The sequence below is a fragment of the Pseudoalteromonas shioyasakiensis genome (assembly GCF_001550135.1).
Classification (GTDB): domain Bacteria; phylum Pseudomonadota; class Gammaproteobacteria; order Enterobacterales; family Alteromonadaceae; genus Pseudoalteromonas; species Pseudoalteromonas shioyasakiensis.
In genome coordinates this window covers 150,950-168,532 of sequence record NZ_LRUE01000024.1, presented here as the reverse complement: position 1 = coordinate 168,532, position 17,583 = coordinate 150,950, and the positions used below count along the sequence as shown (strand labels likewise).

Here is a 17,583-nt window from a genome sequence, read left to right as displayed (position 1 = left end):
TTTATACACTGAACGATTTAAGAATTACTAAAACAAAAAACGCGCTCGAAAGCGCGTTTTAATTTAAATGATAACCAGTTGCCCGTTTATCGCCCCCGCTTCTTTTAAAGCTTCAAGGATTGCCATTAAATCACCCGGTGCGGCCCCAACTTCATTGATTGCACGCACGAGATCATCAAGATTAACACCTGGATTAAATACAAAAGCACGTGAATCATCTTCGTTCACATCAATAATACTTTGATTGGTAACCGTGGTTTCACCATCACTTAAAGCATTTGGCTGTGACACATTTTGCTGCTCAGCAATGGTGACCGTTAAACCACCATGTGTAATCGCCGCTGGCTGTAGCTTCACGTTTTTGCCAATCACTATTGTGCCTGTGCGAGAGTTCACAATAATTTTTGCTGCTGTGTCTGCTGGCTTAAACTCTAAGTTTTCAAGTGTCGACAAATAAGCAACACGTTGAGAAGCATCACGCGGTGCTAACACTCGTACTGAAGCTGCATCGATTGCCTGAGCGCTATCAGGGCCCACTAAATCATTAATCGTTTGCTCTAAGCGTTTAGCCGTTGTGAAATCAGGACGATTTAAATTAAAGGTAATGTAGTCACCTTGCATAAACGGGCTCTTAATAGCACGCTCTACAATGGCACCGTTTGGAATACGGCCCACTGTGGGTGTGTTAATAATTACACGGCTACCGTCTGCTCCTTCGGCACCTAGGCCACCAACGACTAAGCTGCCTTGTGCAATCGCATAGGTATTACCATCAACCCCTTTTAGGAAGGTTTGTAATAAAGTACCGCCACGTAAACTACCGGCACTACCGATAGACGAAACCGTAATATCAATGGTTTGACCGGGTTTTCTAAATGCCGGTAACTCTGCATGCACAGCCACAGCTGCAACATTTTTAATCTTAGGTTTTAAGCTATCAGGTAAGGTAATACCAAAACCATTCAGCATGGCTTTAAAGCTTTGTTGAGTAAATCGGCTTTGTTCACCTGTGCCAGGCAAACCGACAACCAAACCATAACCCACTAATTGATTTGCGCGCACGCCCTCAACCATAGATACATCTTTGACTCGCTCAGCCTGTGCAGAAAACTGCAGGCTAATTAAGCAAAGAGCGATGATGTATTTAAACCCATTCATGACTTTATTCCTCTAAAATGGGAAAAGCGAACTACTAAAGAAACGAGACAGCCAACCTGCACTTTGCGTTTCTTGAATTTGCCCTTTACCTGAGTATTGAATTCGCGCATTAGCAATACGGTTTGATGTGACCGTGTTATCTGCTTGCACATCTTCAGGACGAACTAAGCCTTCAAGGCGAATAAATTCTTCACCGGTATTCAAAGTAAGCCATTTTTCACCACGAATAACCAAGTTTCCATTAGGTAAAACACGCATCACATTGACAGAAATATCACCAAATAAGCTATTTGATTGGTTAGACTTTGAATCACCTTTAAACGATGCCCCAGAACCAATACCAAACTGAATGCTATCACCACCAATATTCACAGGATTGCCACCAAGCCCAATAACAGGGTCTAAACTAGCGTCCGTTTCTTTATCGGTTTCGGTTTTAGCGGCTTTGGTGGCTTGCGTTGATTCTTGCAATTTAACCGTGATGATATCACCAGCGCGCAATGCCTTTTTATCTGAGTACAAGTCATCTGCTGAATAACTATCAAACAACGAACCCGTTGGTACCATTGGCTCTGTTGTTGGCTCCGGATACATAGGCGCATAGTAAGGGTCATCCTGAACCACATGATGATTTTGCGTTGTCATACAACCACCCAGCATTAATGCTGCCGATGTGACTAAGATAATATTACGCATGCTGCCTCCTACCCATTAAAGCTGTTGATTGATGTAACTAAGCATTTCATCAACCGCTGAAATCACTTTTGAATTCATTTCATAAATTCGTTGCGTTTCGATCAAGTTAACGAGTTCTTCTGTTACATTCACATTAGACGTTTCTAGAGAACCTTGAACCACAGTACCTAAACCATCGATACCTGGGTTCCCTTGCACAGGTGCACCACTCACAGCGGTTTCGGTGTACAAGTTTTGCCCCATTGGCTCAAGACCTGATGGATTAATAAAGTCACTAATTGTTAGCTGACCAATTACCACGTTCTCTGCTTGTCCTGAAATACGTACCGACACTTCACCGTCTTGCGAAACAGTAATTGATTGTGCATCGTCTGGTACGTTCATTTCTGGCTGTAATGGAAAACCCGCACCAGAAGTTACAATGCGACCATCTTCGTCAGTGGTGAATTGACCATTACGTGAGTATGCAATGTTGCCATCTGGTAATTGCACTTCAAAGAAACCCGGGCCTGAAATCATCCAGTCCAATGAATTTTCTGTGGTAAGCATGTTACCTTGTGAAAAGTTCTTTTGGTTAGCAACCACTTTGGCACCGGCACCAAGCATTAAACCCGATGGCATTTCAGTGTCTTGAGATGAACGACCACCTGGTTGATTGATGTTTTGATATAGTAAATCTTCAAATACGGCGCGGCTTTTTTTATAGCCGACCGTGCTGGCATTCGCGAGATTATTTGAGATCACCGAAATATCGGTTTGTTGGGCGTCAAGCCCGGTTTTACTGATCCATAATGCAGGATTCATAACTCTACCCTCTCAGTCATCTTAAACAATGCGTAACAGCTGATCTTGACGCTCGTCGAGCTCTTCGGCTGTTTTCATTAATTTAACTTGTAATTCAAATTGGCGTTGATTGCTGATCATGTCGACCATTTCATGCACTGGGTTTACGTTCGACATTTCAAGCGTACCCGACAGTACTTTTACGTTTGGTGAAATATCACAAAAACCACAAAGGTCATTGACCAACATGTCTTCTTTTGGTCGAAATAAACCGTCATTACCTTTTTCAAGCTGAGTGTTATCAGCCTCAATCACTTTTAAGCGATCAACCACTTCCAAAAAGTTTGCTGGCGCTCCTTGTGGGCGAACCTGAATAGCACCGTCTTCACTAAACTCAACTTTCTCGATAGGTAATGGCAAAATGATTGGACCACCTTCGCCAATTACTTGACGGCCATGGCTAGTGATCAACGCGCCATCTGGAGTAATGTTTAATGTGCCAGTTTTGGTGTACGCCTCATTGCCTGATGCATCTTGTACACTCAACCAACCACGGTCACTCATCGCGATATCAAGCTCGCGGCCAGTTTCAACAAAACCACCCGATTCCATATTAGATCCAGGGCGTTCTTGCATTGCAAACACCCTAGATGGCAGACCTTCACCGAAGGCTTGCATAGAGCGAGCTTGTGCAAAATCAGCTTTAAAGCCAGTGGTGTTAGCATTAGCAAGGTTGTTGGCCTTGAGTTCAAGACCTCGCAAACTTTGCTTAGCACCCGACATGGCAATGTAGACCATTTTGTCCATAACATTGACTCACTAAAAATACGATAACTAAGAAATGCAATAAAAGTGCCAAAGTAAAATTGACACTAAAATAGAAGAGAAAAATGAATAATTAGAATGAAAAAAGGCTGCCAATAGAGGGAGCAGCCTTCGTGTCGGATTAAGCTTAGAGCCGTTAAAATTAACGGATCTGTAGGATGTTTTGCTGTAGTGTTGAGTTAACCTCAAGCGCACGTGAATTTGCTTGGAAGTTACGCTGCGCACTAATCAAGTCAACAAGTTCGTTAGTTAGGTTTACGTTTGATTGTTCAAGCGCAGATGAGTTAATTGAACCCAAGGTACCTGAACCTGGTTCGCCAGCAATAGGCTCACCTGACGTTAAACTCTTCTTCCAAGAAGTATCACCCACTTGTTGTAAACCCTGTGAGTTCGAAAAGCGTACCATGGCAACTTGACCTAAGAATGAAGTGTCACCATTACTGTATGAAGCAACAATTTTACCGTCAGAACCGATATCGATACCCGATAGACGACCTACAGTCGCACCATCTTGTTCCAGTGCTTTTACTTCAAAGTTACTAGCATATTGAGTAGGTACTTTATTCGCTGTTGCCGCTTCATCACGCCAGTTCATCGTTACATCATCAGGGAAACTAGCACCATTAGATAGTAAGTCAGATAAACCTGTCGCAGCGCCTGCGCCATTTGGTAAAGTTAATGGGTTAAATGATGCATCAGTATTAGCAACACCATCCGTGTTAAGTGGTAAACCACTTGAATCAAATTGGAATGTAGTTAGTGGTGTATAAGGCGTTGTTGTTTGCTCTACACCACTTGCATCAAATGGTTTTTCATCCAGTGTGGCGTATACTTGCCACTCATTGTCATTACCTGTCACAGCTGCATCAGTTTTAACGAAGAAGAACTGTAAAATATGTGGCTCACCTAATGAATCATACACAGTTGTTGATGTTGAACTATTATATGTAGCACTTGATTCAGGATCAAACGGTGTCACTGTTGGCGCAGAGGCACGTGAATCAAGGTTAAATGATGAATAAACATTCGTGGTTGCACGAGGTGAACCTGATGCATCAGGAATTTGTAACGCTGAAGATGTACTTAAGCTAACAGAAGTGGTATCACCAGTTGCTTCATCAACAGGGAAACCTTGTAAGTAGTTACCGCTTGCATCAACAATAAAGTTATCCTGATTTAATTTAAACGCACCTGCACGAGTATATGTGAAGTCTTGCGCACCTAGGTCATTCGCCATTGCGAAATAACCTTCACCAGTGATCGCTAAGTCAAGAGAGTTATTTGTGAAAGATAACGAACCTTGGTGGAATTGCTGTGCCACCATTGTCGTTCTTACACCGTCACCATTTTTTGTTTTACCAGAACTAAATACTGATGATGCGTATACATCAGCGAACTCTGCACGAGACTCTTTAAAGCCTGTAGTGTTCACGTTAGCAATATTATTTGCTGTAACGTCTAAATCTTTTTGCGCGGCTGCTAAGCCTGTTAATGCAATATTGAAGCTCATAACTCACCTCTAACCTATCTCTTAGCCTAAGCTAACCCAAACCTTTTTTACTTATGCGATTTCAGCTATATCAGTTAGCCTAACCGCACCCTCTTTTGTATTTACGATAATGCCGCTTGCGCCATTAATATTGACACTTTCAATATTCTTAAAGGTCGCCATTGGCATACTGCTGTAGTCTCCATTTACAAAGCCTTCAGCACTGATGTCATATTCACCTTCAGGTAGCACATTGCCATCATTGTCTTTACCATCCCATTCAAAACGAAGTGCACCCGCTGACTGAGAACCTAATTCAATGGTACGCACTAACTGGCCTGATGAATCCGTTATTCTTAGCGTTAAAGATTCAACAGCGGTTTCTGCAACCACAGAACCTTTAGCGAGATTTTCGCCATCAAAATCAATGGTGTCAGACTCAAGTAACGCTTGCTTACCAACAAGCGTTGAAGCCTGTAAGGCAGAGTTAGATGTCATTGATGCAGTGAGTGATTCAAACTTCTCATTTAAGTTTGAAATACCCTCAGCCATAGTGAAATTCGTCATCTGCGCAATCATTTGATCGTTGTCAGCTGGCTTGCTTGGGTCTTGAAACGACAACTGTTGTGTTAAAAGTGAGAAGAAGTCTTCTTGCGTTAAAGTATCATCTTTCTCTTCTGTTTTATTTTGATTGTCTTGCCAACGTAAATTATCTAAATACGTTGATGACGCACTGCTGATGTCGTTACTCATAACTTATCCTCGGTTACCGCTGCCCAAGCAACAGTGTTTTACTTAACATTTGCTTAGCTGCATCAGCAACTTGCACATTTGTTTGGTAAGAGCGAGAGGCTGAAATCATATTTGCCATTTCTTCTACAACATTAACGTTAGGTTTGTAGATATAACCATTTTCATCCGCACTTGGGTGGTTCGGGTTATATTCAATTTGCAGAGGTTTATCGCTCTCTACAACACCTAATACTTTAACGCCAACAGAAGAGCCCTGAGGATTGCTTTGTGATGATGACGCTTTAGTCAGCTCTGCAGCAAAAACAGGATGGCGCGCTCGGTATGTCTGATCTTGGCTGGAACTAATCGTATTCGCATTCGAGATATTACTGGCTGTGGTATTTAAGCGAACATTTTGTGCACTCATACCGGTTGCTGAAATATCAAAAACATTATACAAACTCATGATTAAGCTCCTTGACTACCGAGGGCTTTTTTAAGGCCTTTAATTTTACTACTCATAAATTGCAGGCTTGCCTGATACTCTAATGAGTTCTGTACATACAAGTTTCGTTCCACTTGTATATCGACTGAGTTACCATCACCTGTATCTGCTTGATTTGGCGTACGAAACATTTCTGCACTGCCAACAAAACGACTGCCCCCGGCAATATGTTTAGCATCGGTTCTTACCATGCTATTGCCGCCTTGCTGGTTGCTTTTTGCCGCTTTTAATGCCGAGGCAAAATCGATATCTTTCGCTTTATAGCCCGGCGTATCAGCATTAGCGATATTTGTCGCTAATAACTCAGCGCGTTGTGAACGGATCAACATCGCATGAGGATGAACACCAAATGCTTTATCAAAACTGATAGCCATAACCATCTCCAAAAAATTGACTCTGTAGTGGTTAATGCAAAAGCTAAGCCAAAAATTTAGGAGTGATTTAATTTATATAAGAGACTGAAAAATAGGTAAATTTAGCAACCTAAGGGCTAGGTTGCTAAGGAGAGTTTACTTTTTCTGATAGATGATACCGGGGTTACAACGAACCATATCAAAGCTATCACTTAAGCCCGCCATTGATTCTGACGCACCTAAAAACAGGTAACCTTTCGGGTTTAAAGCTTGAGCAAATTGCGAAATGATTTTAGCTTTTACTTCTGGTGAAAAGTAAATTAACACATTACGGCAAAATATGATGTCAAACTTGCCCATTAGGGCATATGAATCGAGTAAGTTTAAATGTCTAAAGCTGACCATTTTACGTATAGGGTCAACTACCTGAGCCATTCCATTACCGCTGTCCTTGAAGAACTTTTGACGACGCTCCATCGACAAGCCACGAGCAAGGGCTAGCGAGTCATACTCAGCATTCTTGCACATATCAAGCATGGTATTAGAGATATCAGTGCCAATAATTTGCGCACCCATCTTTAATACGCCTGGGTTTTTAGATTGGAACTCGGCAACCGACATGGCAATTGAGTACGGCTCTTGTCCTGATGAACTTGCCGCTGACCATATCTTTAGTGGCCTACGCACATCTTTAAGCTCAGGAAATAGTTTTGTTTTCAATAACTCAAACGGATATTGGTCACGAAACCAAAGCGTTTCATTGGTTGTCATCGCATCAACGACAGCGGCACGAAGCTGCCTCTCATGAGGGCTTAGTGTTTTACTTACCAACTGTGATAAAGACTCAACATTAAAACGCGCCATAAGCGGCGCAAGGCGGCTTTTAACTAAATAAAGTTTATTATCGCCAAGCACAATGCCACATTGTTGCTCTAAAAAAGAGCGGAATTGATCGTATTCGCTTTGTTGTAAATGCTTATTTTCCAAAGTAATACCACCTATAAATAATTAATCACAATGAACCCACTTCTTCACAGCTGTCGCTAATTCATCTGGGTTAAATTTTGCAATAAAATCATCAGCACCCACTTTTTCGATCATTGCTTGGTTAAACACCCCACTTAAAGAGGTATGCAAGATCACATGCAAAGGTGATAATTTTGGATCAGCCTTAATTTCAGCGGTTAAGGTATAACCGTCCATTTCTGGCATTTCTACATCAGATATTAATAGACCAACACGTTCAGTAATATCATTTTGACAATCGAGCTGAGCAATCTCTCTTAAACGTAAAAGCGCTTCTTTTCCGTTTTTAGCTAGTTCAGTTTGTACACCTAGAGGTTCAAGCGCACGCTTAACTTGGTTTCGAGCTACTGCAGAGTCATCAGCAATAAAGACAATACGCTCACCTAAGTCACGCTGAATCTCACCTTCACCAACTACTTCAGCACTCACTTCAGTGTTAACTGGGCAAATTTCGTTTAATATCTTTTCTACATCGAGAATTTCAACTAATTCGTTTTCAATCTCAGTGACCGCAGTTAGGTAAGAATAACGTCCGGCTCCCGAAGGCGGCGGCATTATTTTTTCCCAGTTCATATTCACGATGCGTTCAACACCACCAACTAAAAACCCTTGCACTGAACGGTTGTACTCAGCAATGATGATAAAACTGTCTTTGATATTTTCAATTGCAGGGCCACCTACAGCCATCGATAAATCAATAACAGAGATAGTTTGACCACGGATATGCGCAACACCGCGAATGTACGCATTTGATTTAGGCATGTTAGTAAGTGGTGGACATTGCAGAACCTCTCTTACTTTAAACACGTTTATACCAAAGCGTTGTCGCCCTCTGAGTTTGAATAATAGTAATTCAAGGCGGTTTTGCCCAACCAACTGAGTACGCTGGTTAACTGAGTCTAAAATGCCTGCCATTTCAATCTCCTAAAGATAAACAATCAGAGCTGGAACAATAATTGCATTCTTTGTGTTAAAGCTACATAAGGTTACAAAGCGTCTGTTTTTTGACGCAAAATATTTATACCTTGTTTTCAACCATAAGCATAGTCGAAACAATATGAGTTTGTTAAAAAAAAGCCGAAGATACAGTGTTTTTTATTTTCTTACTAGCCTGTTGTTTACAACACAACTACAGGCAGAAGTTTATAATACCGAGCAACTTCAACAAATCGCCATCGATTTTGTTAGCGAGCAGCTCCCTGATCTGGACACCACACCTCAAATTAGTGCTTTACCATTAGATAGTCGCATTCCTGAGAGGTTATGTGAGTCACCAATTAACAAAGAGTTACCAACAGAGCCTCCTTTTAATCGGCAGGTAACTGTACAACTTAAGTGCCAAGATTTAAATAGTTGGACCCAATACGTTCACGTGCGCATTATTGAGCTAGAACCTGTGGTTGTTGTTACCACTAATTTAGCCCGTGGAGAGGTCATTCGCCCTGAACATTTACGCCTCGAAATGAAGCCAAAGCAATTTGTTAGAACGCAATATGTTCAAGATGAGGCTATACTTATTGGCAGTCGCAGTAAGCGTAACTTGCGTGATGGTAGTCCGATTGTAATGAGCCAGGTTTGTATGGTTTGTAAAGGCGATAATGTAACTATCTATGCTTCATTACGCGGCTTAAGAATTAAAACCACCGGAATTGCTCTAGAAGATGGCACGTTAGACGAATTAGTACGTGTAAAAAACAAAAAATCAGGTAAAGTATTAAATGCACGTGTGGATGGGGTCGAGTCTGTACAAGTAAATATTTAATTTTTTATATTTATGCTAAAGTATCCGCTGTGCCCGCCGATATATAGGCATATGTTGGGTAATGTATAGGTCAAAATTATGGTAAGCAATGTCAATAATGGTCAACAACAGCCTTCTGTGTTGACAAATACCAAGCAAAAAAAGCTTGATTTACAAAAAGATAATGCTAATGCAGCCGCTGCAAAATCGGCCGCACCAAAAGCAAGTGCAGATTCTGTGAGCTTAACTCCTCAAGCTAAGCAGCTAAAATCTTTGCAAGAAAAAGCAGAGCAATCATCTGGCTTTGATAGCAATAAAGTGGCTGAGCTGAAAAAGGCAATCAGTGAAGGTAAATACCAAATTGATGCTGAAAAGCTAGCAAAGAACATCGCTGCATTCGAGTTTGATGTCTATGGCTGATCATAATCATTTAATAGCTAGCAAATTAACACAACAAGTTTCTTGCTTGGAGTCTATTGCTGCGCTGTTAGATGATGAGTTGACAGCCATTGCTGCAAAGCGTGGTGACGGATTAAAGAGTATTGCCCAACAAAAAATCTCTTTGCTCCAACAAATTCAAACCATTGATAAAGAAGTGCAAAAGCTTGTTGCGCACAACGAATCGCAAGATGACGAAGTAAGTGCACTCATTAAGCAAGTAAATACTCTCCTAGCAAGCTGCAAGAAGAAAAATGATGTAAACGCTCACGCGGCCCATCAAGCACAGTTGAGTGTTAAGCAACTTAAAGATATTTTAATCGGTGCACCATCATCGATGACCTACGACCAAGGCGGCAGCGTGATTCAAGGCGATAAGAAAATCGTTCACAACTTGAAAGCCTAAATACTATTTCATTAAAAAAGCGCGATAACTAAGTTATCGCGCTTTTTTAATGCTTGCAGAATTTGCTGGACTTATGCGGCAAGCCAATAGGTTACAACTAGACTAAGTTGCACCTAATAATATGTTACTTTTTTCACTTGGCGCGGTTTTACTTCGCCGATGTATAAATCGTGCACTCGCTTCATATCAAGCTGTAATTCAGTTGCGTAGGTATCCCCTACCGCATAGGTTTTAATAACCTGTGCGCCTTTAATCACACCTTGTACTTGGCTTTGTAATTGATCGTTATGAGCAATACTATTTTGCACTGTGGTGCCTGCGGAAATTCTTTGCCCGTAAACTTGCTCAGCAAGCTCGCGGTAAGCTTCAAGCTTTGAGGCTTTAATCGCAAGTAGAGTACGCTGCGATTCATTGTTACCTGGTTGAGCACTAATTGGCGCATAACCCACGGCTTTTAGCACTGGGTAGCTATCTGGCTCAATGTAAGTGTATTCTACATGTTTATCAAAAATACTACTGCAGCCGGTTAATGCTGCGCAGGCAACCAGCCCACCGAATAGAAGTGCTCGCATAATTTGCTTCCGCTTAAAACTCTTTGGCTACAAATATGCACGTTTAATGCCACTGTGGTACAGTCCTTGCTCATTTAGGTTATTCATTGGTTTTAATGCTAGGTGTCAGCATGAAAAATAAAACAATAGCCAGCTTAAAAGGCCTTGGCTTAGCCTTTACAATTTTGTTTTCTAACAATAGCTTAGCTCAGTGGTTTGAATCTACAGGCCATGCAGTTGTAAAAAATGGCGATACGAGCCAAGCCAAATCTGCCGCCATTAAAGACGCCATAACTCAGGCTTTAGTGTTTTCTGGCGCTCGAGTAACCTCTGTACAGACCTTAGTTGACGGGGTTTTGACGCAAGATCAGCTGAAAATAAGCAGCCATGGTGAAATCCAGAAAATAGAATTGATCAGCGAAGACCGCCATAACGACACCTATGCCATCACGCTTCGCCTCGATATTTTTGCTCAAGCAGAAGAATGCCCTGCAAACCAATACACAAAATTTATTGCTGTGACACAAAGCCAACTCGCCAATCGCGAGCAAGCGCGTATGGGCCAAATTTTTGACGTAAACAAAGCCATTAGTGAACACTTATATGCCAGCTTAAGTAATACGCAAATGGCAGCTAAACCGACAGCCTATTACAATATGCCTTTGCGAGTAGATCATTTTTTCACTCAGCAATACGATTACAGTAATGCGCTACTTGAAGAGATCACTAGCCGCAGTAACTCGCAATATGTATTACTGAGCCGTATTCGTGATTTATCAGTTAACCATAAGATCAACAACGATTATGCATTTTGGCAAGATGATAGTTTCAAGCGTGCATACAAAGTAGATTACGTCTTATTTGATGGCACCACTTACGAAAAGCTCTGGCAAAAAAGCTACCAAACAGAAGGTATTTGGCCGTATAAAAAGACTGAGATCATCGATGTATATAGCGACCGATTTTGGGCAACTGACTATGGCCAAGCTATTAGCGATATAAACCAAACCCTAACCTATGACTTACAAGCAGCTATGGCCTGCTTACCCACGCAAGGTAAAATACTGCATATAGAAAACGGCAGGCTAATCATCAACTTGGGTAAGGCGCATGGGCTTGAGCAAGGGCAAATTTTAAATATTGCCCATCATAATTACCTAACGGATGCACAGGGTAATAAGCTCCCGCACAAAATCACTACACTTAATCAGGTAAAAGTGACTCAGCTTTATCAGCAATCAGCGGTTGCCATGAGTATAGATAAGCAACCACTGCCTAACATTCAAATTAACGATATTGTTGAATTAGCTGCTAGTGAGTAAATGAGCTTGTAGGCCTTCATGAGCATTTAGCCAACTAGCTAATTGCTCAACGCCTGCTATATGTGGGTAGTGTTTACGAGTTGCAATGACAACTTGGCGTTGCTGATTTGGTGTTATAGCTAAATACTTCACTCCTTCACGTGGTGTACATGCAAGCTTAGGAACAAAGGTTACCCCATCATCCATTGCCACCAACGCGAGTAAGGTTTCAATACTGTTACCTTTATATTGGTTCGAGACTTCAACCCCAGCTGAAAAACAAAATTGCTCTGCTTGCTCTTTAAAGCAATGCCCTTCGTTTAACATTAATAAGTCACATTCATGTAATTGAGCCAACGCAACTTCAGTATGTTTTGCTAAAGCGTGTTGCTCAGAAACTGCAACTAAGAAGTCTTCTTTATAAAGCGGTGACACATGATAAGGCGCTAAATCAGCCACATCAGCAACAATTGCAATATCAATCTCACCATTATCAAGAGCCACCAGCGTTTGCGCTGTTTGCATTTCTATAAATGAAAACTGGGTTTCACTAAAGGCCTGCTTCATAGAAGTTAAGAGTGTTGGCAGTAAATAAGGTGCAATGGTAGGAATAATACCTACATTGATTTTACCCTTTAGTGGGTCATGTGAGCTGGCGGCTATTTCTTTAAGCACTTGGGTTTGATCTAGGATCAGTGTGATCTGCTTAAGAAGTTGTTCACCTTGCACAGTCAACGTGACCTGCTTTGTTGAACGGTCAAAAATAACAACCCCCAGCTCTTGTTCAAGCTTTTTAACTTGCCCGCTTAATGTCGGTTGGCTGACATAGCAAGCATCAGCTGCTTTTCTGAAGTGCTTGTATTGTGCAACCGCTTTTACGTATTCAAAGTCTTTTAAATTCATATCACACCCCCAATAGCTTTTACCTATCATACTAATACAAACAAACGATTGGAGCTATCGAAAATTTAATCGCATAATGGCACTCAACAAATCAAGAGGAATCAAAACAATGTTAAACAATATTGAAGGCCAAAAAGTACCAAACGTTACATTCGCAACACGTGTAGACGAGCAGTGGAAATCAATGACCACTGACGAAATTTTTAAAGGTAAAACAGTTGTGCTATTTGCATTACCAGGTGCATTTACACCAACATGTTCATCAACTCACTTGCCACGTTATAACGAGCTTGCGGCTGTATTTAAACAAAACGGTGTTGATGACATTGTCTGTATTTCTGTAAACGATACCTTCGTAATGAATGCATGGGCACAAAACCAAGAAGCGCAAAATATCACTTTATTGCCAGACGGCAACGGCGAATTTACCGACGGCATGGGTATGCTAGTCGATAAAAACGACTTAGGTTTTGGTAAGCGTAGCTGGCGTTATTCTATGCTAGTTAAAGACGGCGTTATCGAAAAAATGTTCATCGAGCCACAAAAGCCTGGCGACCCGTTTGAAGTGTCTGATGCAGATACCATGCTCGAATACATTAACCCAGCACAGGTAAAACCAGAATCTGTGAGCATTATTACTAAGCCTAATTGTCCGTTCTGTACAAAAGCTAAAGCGTTACTAGAGGCCAAAGGTTATGTGTACGAAGAAATTGTATTAGGTCAACACGCTTCACTAACTAGTTTAAAAGCGATTTCTGGTCGTGAAACAGTTCCGCAAGTATTCATAGGCGGTGAGCACATTGGTGGCTCTGACGATTTAGAAAAACACTTTGCATAATTTTCAAGTTAGGGCTGCTAATTGCAGCCCTTTATTATTTTAAAACCACAACACATTGATTAAATAATAAATTATATAACTGGTCTGCTCTCGCCATCACCCGTATTTATATTCAAAATACCAACATCTTAGTTACCAATTTGTTACATAAAGCAAAGAATGAATCTAAAATGTCTGCAGCTACATTTACTTAAACCGTAACGAAATTAAGATGATTTAATTGGAATATACAATGAAAAAACTAACACAAGGATTGCTCCTTTCCTTGCTATGTTTCGGTGGCCAAGCTCATGCTGCGTCAACTGGTACTATCGATTTACTTACCCACCCTGTTGGCATTATCTGCCTTGTTATTTTTATCTTTGCTTATGTGCTCGTCATACTCGAAGAAAAAATTCACTTACGCAAATCAAAACCCGTATTGGTTGCAGCCGGGATTATTTGGACCCTTATTGCTTGGCAGTACAGTGCACAAAACTTATCTGATCTTAGCACCGACGCATTTCGTCACGCCTTGTTAGAATTTTCGGAGTTAATGCTATTTTTGCTCGTTGCGATGACCTACATCAACGCACTAGAAGAGCGTCGTTTATTTGATGGTCTAAGAAGTTGGTTGGTTGCGAGGGGCTTTAGCTACAAACAATTATTTTGGATAAGCGGTGTACTGGCATTTTGTATTTCACCTGTAGCCGATAACTTAACTACTGCCCTACTTTTATGCGCAGTGGTAATGAAGGTAGCAGCAAATGATAACCGCTTCATTGCTATGTCGTGCGTCAATATTGTAATAGCCGCAAATGCCGGTGGCGCATTCAGCCCATTTGGTGACATCACGACACTGATGGTTTGGCAAGCCGATGTTGTTGCCTTTACCGAGTTCTTTGTTTTATTCCTACCAGCTTTAGTCAGCTATATTATTCCTGCATTTGTTATGTCTTTATTTATCAATAACCGTCACCCGGATACGGCCGATGAAGATATTGAACTTAAACGGGGTGCGCTTCGCATATTGTGCTTATTCTTACTGACAATACTCACCGCGGTGGTGCTAAAAACCGCCTTTGGTTTACCACCGGTTGTGGGCATGATGATGGGCCTTGGCTATTTACAATTTTTTGGTTACTTCTTACGCGTGACACTCCCCGGCTCTCTTGCTAGAAAGCGTGCGATGGCAGAGCGCGAAGGTGATAAAGAACGCTTATCTCGCTTAGGTAACGTTGTTCCTTTTGATGTATTTAGCCGTGTATCGAGAGCCGAGTGGGACACGCTCTTGTTCTTCTATGGCATCGTTATTTGTGTTGGAGGCTTAGGGTTTATCGGCTACTTAGCGCTGCTTTCTGACTTACTTTATAACAACTGGTCTGCTACCGGTGCGAACATTATTCTTGGTTTAATGTCAGCGGTAGTCGATAACATTCCAGTGATGTTTGCAGTGTTACAAATGATGCCTGATATGTCGCACGGTCAATGGCTGCTTATTACGCTAACAGCAGGAATTGGTGGCAGCCTGTTATCAATTGGCTCTGCGGCAGGAGTTGCACTAATGGGTCAAGCGCGAGGGATATACACCTTTAATAGCCACTTAAAATGGTCGCCGGTCATTTTACTAGGTTACTTTGCTGGAGTATTAACTCATTTATACCTCAATACAGCCTACTTCGGCTAAACCTTAATAAAGTAAAAACCCTTATCACTTTGAGGGTTTTTACTTTAAATATTCCACAATGAGCAGTTTATAAACAGCAGTGTCGTAATAAGCTGTGTTTTTGTCGCAAAAAGTCAAGATTAAGACAGGCGCTTTACTTTAGTCTAATAATTCACAAATAAGGTGAATTGAGGACACACATATGAGCCAAATGAATTCTGTTGCCATGCAAAATGGCAAGCTGCATGTAAAACAAATTGATATCCCTACACCTGGACCCGGCCAAGTACTGGTAAAAAGCCTAGCTTGCGGCATTTGCGGTTCTGATATTCATATAACCCGCCACACCAGCGATGTATTCGATATCTATAAAAACCTTGGCATCATGGCTAAAGATGCAGGCGATGACCAAGAAGTATTATTAGGCCATGAATATGCGGCTGAAATCGTTAGCTACGGCCCAAATACTAAAGGCGAATTAGCGAAAGGCACCCGTGTCACCTCAGTACCAATTTTACTTTCTGCGGGCGGCGCTGGCGTAGGTGTAACCCCAGGGCTATATGGTGCCTATTCTGAATACTTTATTGTTGATGAAGCCTTAATATTACCTATTCCTGATGCTGTTCCATCAGAAGCGGCAGCCATTACAGAACCACTTGCTGTTGGCCTGCACGCAGTGAACCGCGCACAAATGAATAATGATGATGTTGCCATTGTGGTTGGTTGTGGCCCAATTGGCCTTGCCGCGATTGCCGCGTTAAAGCTTCAAGGCGTAAAACACATCATTGCCTCTGATCCACAAGAGAGCAAAAAACAAATTGCCCTTGAATTTGGCGCCACAGAATATGTTAACCCTATGGAAGGTGATGAAGTTGCTAAAGCCGCAGAACTTGCGGGTAACAATAAGGTGGTTATTTTTGAATGTGCCGGTGTAAGCCGCTTATTGAACGACTACATTTTACGTGCACCAGCAAAAGCAAAAATCATTGTAACGGGTGTACATACCGCGCCACTCAACGTTAACTTTGCCTATGCCACAGTGAAAGAGTTAGACCTTATTTTCTCTTATTACTACCAGCCAGAAGAGTTTGCACAATCACTTGAGAACATCGCGTCAGGCAAAATTGCATGGCAAAAAATGCGTACTGGTAAAGTCGGCATAGACGGCGTACAAGGTGCGTTTGATACCTTATTTAAACCAAACGACCATATCAAAATCATCATTGAACCATGGCGCACAGGCGAGCTTGAAAAAGTAACGGGTTAATTTAATTGGGGCTGCTGAAGAAACTTGGTAGCCCCTACAGGAATCGAACCTGTAACTGCCCCTTAGGAGGGGGCCGTTATATCCATTTAACTAAGAGGCCACTCAAAAGCTGAGGTAAAGCTTACAGCTTACAGCTTACAGCTTACAGCTTACAGCTTACAGCTTACAGCTTACGGAAAATTATAACGGTCTAAGGCTTTGGTAATCAAGAGAATAAACCAATCGACTTGTGAGTAAGTCGATTGGCAAAATAATGAGGCTAGTTAACGCTAGCCGTTGCTGATTTGATTGACTCATTTTTTAACACAAAATATGGGATCACTTTTTGTGCGCTGGCAATAACCAGCTTTGAGTTTAAATTAATTACTCGAGCATTCACTTCAACACCATTTGGGCGGTATATCAGCGTGCCTGTAAGTACATGGCTCGCGATGCGACGCTCGGCTAACTCTTCTACATCTCGCGACATCACAAAATCACCACGTGATGTCACACTAATGATATCCATCGCTTTAAAATCAACAACGCCAAAGCCAAATTTTTGCAGCTGATGCATCATTGTTTCAGAGAGTTGATTACCAAGTTGAGAGCTATTTTTTAGGCTCGCATCTAAATCAACAAAGCTAGTTATGGCTATTCCTAACTCGCTTTCTTGTTGCATGGTATCCACTAACTCAAGGGCCATTTGCTCGACATAATTAACAACGGTTTTATGATGTTGATAAGGCACAAATAAACGATGGTTAGCGTTATCCTGCTGCATATCATTTTGTTCAAGCGCTTGTAGCATAGCAACGTAATCGACTTGAGTATTTGCTGATGCAGGTACATTTTGAGCTGTATTTTGCGGCTCTGCTGATTGCTCCGGCAGCAATTGGCAGCCAGATAGTGCGAGCGTTAACGATGCTAAGATAAAACCTTTCATA

General features: G+C 41.6%; 20 protein-coding genes and 1 tRNA gene. 7 read left to right on the top strand and 14 right to left on the bottom strand.

The features are described 5' to 3' along the window. Positions 1–63: 63 nt before the first annotated feature. The 10 genes from PASHI_RS19680 to PASHI_RS19635 all read right to left on the bottom strand — a co-directional run bounded on the left by PASHI_RS19680 (position 64) and on the right by PASHI_RS19635 (position 8,482). Entirely contained in the window at positions 64–1,158 is a 1,095-nt protein-coding gene (locus PASHI_RS19680) for a flagellar basal body P-ring protein FlgI (protein ID WP_054562215.1), read from the bottom strand. 12 nt (positions 1,159–1,170) lie between these two features. Next, the gene (gene flgH / locus PASHI_RS19675; protein ID WP_054562216.1) at positions 1,171–1,854 is read right to left on the bottom strand and encodes a flagellar basal body L-ring protein FlgH; all 684 of its coding nucleotides are present in this window, start codon (positions 1,852–1,854) and stop codon (positions 1,171–1,173) included. A 15-nt stretch (positions 1,855–1,869) separates the two neighbouring features. Beyond that, the gene (gene flgG, locus PASHI_RS19670; RefSeq protein ID WP_054553306.1) at positions 1,870–2,658 is read right to left on the bottom strand and encodes a flagellar basal-body rod protein FlgG; all 789 of its coding nucleotides are present in this window, start codon (positions 2,656–2,658) and stop codon (positions 1,870–1,872) included. A 21-nt stretch (positions 2,659–2,679) separates the two neighbouring features. Beyond that, positions 2,680–3,444, bottom strand: a complete 765-nt coding sequence (locus tag PASHI_RS19665; RefSeq protein ID WP_054553307.1) for a flagellar basal body rod protein FlgF — start codon at positions 3,442–3,444, stop codon at positions 2,680–2,682. Positions 3,445–3,604: 160 nt separating this feature from the next. After that, positions 3,605–4,972: a flagellar hook protein FlgE gene (gene flgE, locus PASHI_RS19660; RefSeq protein WP_058586421.1), complete on the bottom strand. Its 1,368-nt coding sequence runs from the start codon at positions 4,970–4,972 to the stop codon at positions 3,605–3,607. Between the two features lie 51 nt (positions 4,973–5,023). Then, on the bottom strand, positions 5,024–5,704 hold the full coding sequence (locus PASHI_RS19655) for a flagellar hook assembly protein FlgD (protein WP_062566777.1): 681 nt from the start codon (positions 5,702–5,704) through the stop codon (positions 5,024–5,026). A 13-nt stretch (positions 5,705–5,717) separates the two neighbouring features. After that, positions 5,718–6,149 carry a flagellar basal body rod protein FlgC gene (gene flgC / locus PASHI_RS19650; protein WP_058586423.1) on the bottom strand — a complete coding sequence of 144 codons (432 nt, stop codon included), beginning with the start codon at positions 6,147–6,149 and terminating at the stop codon, positions 5,718–5,720. 2 nt (positions 6,150–6,151) lie between these two features. Continuing rightward, positions 6,152–6,562 carry a flagellar basal body rod protein FlgB gene (flgB, locus tag PASHI_RS19645; protein ID WP_054562220.1) on the bottom strand — a complete coding sequence of 137 codons (411 nt, stop codon included), beginning with the start codon at positions 6,560–6,562 and terminating at the stop codon, positions 6,152–6,154. A gap of 135 nt (positions 6,563–6,697) precedes the next feature. Continuing rightward, complete coding sequence (locus PASHI_RS19640; protein ID WP_054562221.1) at positions 6,698–7,528, bottom strand: CheR family methyltransferase; 831 nt, start codon at positions 7,526–7,528, stop codon at positions 6,698–6,700. 21 nt (positions 7,529–7,549) lie between these two features. Then, positions 7,550–8,482, bottom strand: a complete 933-nt coding sequence (locus tag PASHI_RS19635) for a chemotaxis protein (RefSeq protein WP_054562222.1) — start codon at positions 8,480–8,482, stop codon at positions 7,550–7,552. Between the two features lie 142 nt (positions 8,483–8,624). Here PASHI_RS19635 and flgA point away from each other — a divergent pair, with 142 nt between their 5' ends. The 3 genes from flgA (at position 8,625) to flgN (ending at position 10,152) form a co-directional block, all read left to right on the top strand. Further along, positions 8,625–9,329, top strand: a complete 705-nt coding sequence (gene flgA / locus PASHI_RS19630; RefSeq protein ID WP_058586425.1) for a flagellar basal body P-ring formation chaperone FlgA — start codon at positions 8,625–8,627, stop codon at positions 9,327–9,329. A 78-nt stretch (positions 9,330–9,407) separates the two neighbouring features. Further along, positions 9,408–9,728: a flagellar biosynthesis anti-sigma factor FlgM gene (gene flgM / locus PASHI_RS19625; RefSeq protein ID WP_054553314.1), complete on the top strand. Its 321-nt coding sequence runs from the start codon at positions 9,408–9,410 to the stop codon at positions 9,726–9,728. Beyond that, entirely contained in the window at positions 9,721–10,152 is a 432-nt protein-coding gene (gene flgN / locus PASHI_RS19620) for a flagellar protein FlgN (RefSeq protein WP_054562224.1), read from the top strand. The genes flgM and flgN overlap by 8 nt, the downstream gene beginning before the upstream one ends. 113 nt (positions 10,153–10,265) lie before the next feature. Here the strand turns inward: flgN and PASHI_RS19615 are convergent, their stop codons facing one another. Continuing rightward, on the bottom strand, positions 10,266–10,724 hold the full coding sequence (locus tag PASHI_RS19615; protein WP_062566776.1) for an LPP20 family lipoprotein: 459 nt from the start codon (positions 10,722–10,724) through the stop codon (positions 10,266–10,268). 110 nt (positions 10,725–10,834) lie between these two features. On the opposite strand from PASHI_RS19615, the gene PASHI_RS19610 reads away from it, so the two are divergent. Further along, positions 10,835–12,025 carry a flagellar assembly protein FlgT gene (locus PASHI_RS19610; RefSeq protein ID WP_062566775.1) on the top strand — a complete coding sequence of 397 codons (1,191 nt, stop codon included), beginning with the start codon at positions 10,835–10,837 and terminating at the stop codon, positions 12,023–12,025. Here the strand turns inward: PASHI_RS19610 and PASHI_RS19605 are convergent. Then, positions 12,008–12,907 (bottom strand): LysR substrate-binding domain-containing protein, encoded by a 900-nt coding sequence (locus tag PASHI_RS19605; protein ID WP_062566774.1) that lies wholly within the window; start codon positions 12,905–12,907, stop codon positions 12,008–12,010. The genes PASHI_RS19610 and PASHI_RS19605 overlap by 18 nt on opposite strands. A 109-nt stretch (positions 12,908–13,016) precedes the next feature. On the opposite strand from PASHI_RS19605, the gene PASHI_RS19600 reads away from it, so the two are divergent. The 3 genes from PASHI_RS19600 to PASHI_RS19590 all read left to right on the top strand — a co-directional run bounded on the left by PASHI_RS19600 (position 13,017) and on the right by PASHI_RS19590 (position 16,657). Then, the gene (locus PASHI_RS19600; RefSeq protein ID WP_062566773.1) at positions 13,017–13,745 is read left to right on the top strand and encodes a glutathione peroxidase; all 729 of its coding nucleotides are present in this window, start codon (positions 13,017–13,019) and stop codon (positions 13,743–13,745) included. Between the two features lie 232 nt (positions 13,746–13,977). Next, entirely contained in the window at positions 13,978–15,411 is a 1,434-nt protein-coding gene (nhaD, locus tag PASHI_RS19595; RefSeq protein WP_082422933.1) for a sodium:proton antiporter NhaD, read from the top strand. Positions 15,412–15,592: 181 nt separating this feature from the next. After that, positions 15,593–16,657, top strand: coding sequence for a zinc-binding dehydrogenase (locus tag PASHI_RS19590; RefSeq protein ID WP_062566772.1), 1,065 nt, complete (start codon positions 15,593–15,595; stop codon positions 16,655–16,657). 25 nt (positions 16,658–16,682) lie between these two features. Here PASHI_RS19590 and PASHI_RS19585 read toward each other — a convergent pair. Together PASHI_RS19585 and PASHI_RS19580 are read right to left on the bottom strand one after the other, a co-directional pair. Further along, a tRNA-Arg gene (locus tag PASHI_RS19585) sits at positions 16,683–16,757 on the bottom strand. A gap of 159 nt (positions 16,758–16,916) precedes the next feature. Beyond that, positions 16,917–17,582, bottom strand: coding sequence for a FlgO family outer membrane protein (locus PASHI_RS19580; RefSeq protein ID WP_062566771.1), 666 nt, complete (start codon positions 17,580–17,582; stop codon positions 16,917–16,919). Between the last annotated feature and the right edge of the window lies 1 nt (position 17,583).

Excerpts from the sequence above, each read along its gene's own strand:
- PASHI_RS19680 (WP_054562215.1), bottom strand. The coding sequence starts at position 1,158 with ATGAATGGGTTTAAATACATCATCGCTCTTTGCTTAATTAGCCTGCAG.
- flgH (WP_054562216.1), bottom strand. The coding sequence starts at position 1,854 with ATGCGTAATATTATCTTAGTCACATCGGCAGCATTAATGCTGGGTGGT.
- flgG (WP_054553306.1), bottom strand. The coding sequence starts at position 2,658 with ATGAATCCTGCATTATGGATCAGTAAAACCGGGCTTGACGCCCAACAA.
- PASHI_RS19665 (WP_054553307.1), bottom strand. The coding sequence starts at position 3,444 with ATGGACAAAATGGTCTACATTGCCATGTCGGGTGCTAAGCAAAGTTTG.
- flgE (WP_058586421.1), bottom strand. The coding sequence starts at position 4,972 with ATGAGCTTCAATATTGCATTAACAGGCTTAGCAGCCGCGCAAAAAGAT.
- PASHI_RS19655 (WP_062566777.1), bottom strand. The coding sequence starts at position 5,704 with ATGAGTAACGACATCAGCAGTGCGTCATCAACGTATTTAGATAATTTA.
- flgC (WP_058586423.1), bottom strand. The coding sequence starts at position 6,149 with ATGAGTTTGTATAATGTTTTTGATATTTCAGCAACCGGTATGAGTGCA.
- flgB (WP_054562220.1), bottom strand. The coding sequence starts at position 6,562 with ATGGCTATCAGTTTTGATAAAGCATTTGGTGTTCATCCTCATGCGATG.
- PASHI_RS19635 (WP_054562222.1), bottom strand. The coding sequence starts at position 8,482 with ATGGCAGGCATTTTAGACTCAGTTAACCAGCGTACTCAGTTGGTTGGG.
- flgA (WP_058586425.1), top strand. The coding sequence starts at position 8,625 with ATGAGTTTGTTAAAAAAAAGCCGAAGATACAGTGTTTTTTATTTTCTT.
- flgM (WP_054553314.1), top strand. The coding sequence starts at position 9,408 with ATGGTAAGCAATGTCAATAATGGTCAACAACAGCCTTCTGTGTTGACA.
- flgN (WP_054562224.1), top strand. The coding sequence starts at position 9,721 with ATGGCTGATCATAATCATTTAATAGCTAGCAAATTAACACAACAAGTT.
- PASHI_RS19615 (WP_062566776.1), bottom strand. The coding sequence starts at position 10,724 with ATGCGAGCACTTCTATTCGGTGGGCTGGTTGCCTGCGCAGCATTAACC.
- PASHI_RS19610 (WP_062566775.1), top strand. The coding sequence starts at position 10,835 with ATGAAAAATAAAACAATAGCCAGCTTAAAAGGCCTTGGCTTAGCCTTT.
- PASHI_RS19605 (WP_062566774.1), bottom strand. The coding sequence starts at position 12,907 with ATGAATTTAAAAGACTTTGAATACGTAAAAGCGGTTGCACAATACAAG.
- PASHI_RS19600 (WP_062566773.1), top strand. The coding sequence starts at position 13,017 with ATGTTAAACAATATTGAAGGCCAAAAAGTACCAAACGTTACATTCGCA.
- nhaD (WP_082422933.1), top strand. The coding sequence starts at position 13,978 with ATGAAAAAACTAACACAAGGATTGCTCCTTTCCTTGCTATGTTTCGGT.
- PASHI_RS19590 (WP_062566772.1), top strand. The coding sequence starts at position 15,593 with ATGAGCCAAATGAATTCTGTTGCCATGCAAAATGGCAAGCTGCATGTA.
- PASHI_RS19580 (WP_062566771.1), bottom strand. The coding sequence starts at position 17,582 with ATGAAAGGTTTTATCTTAGCATCGTTAACGCTCGCACTATCTGGCTGC.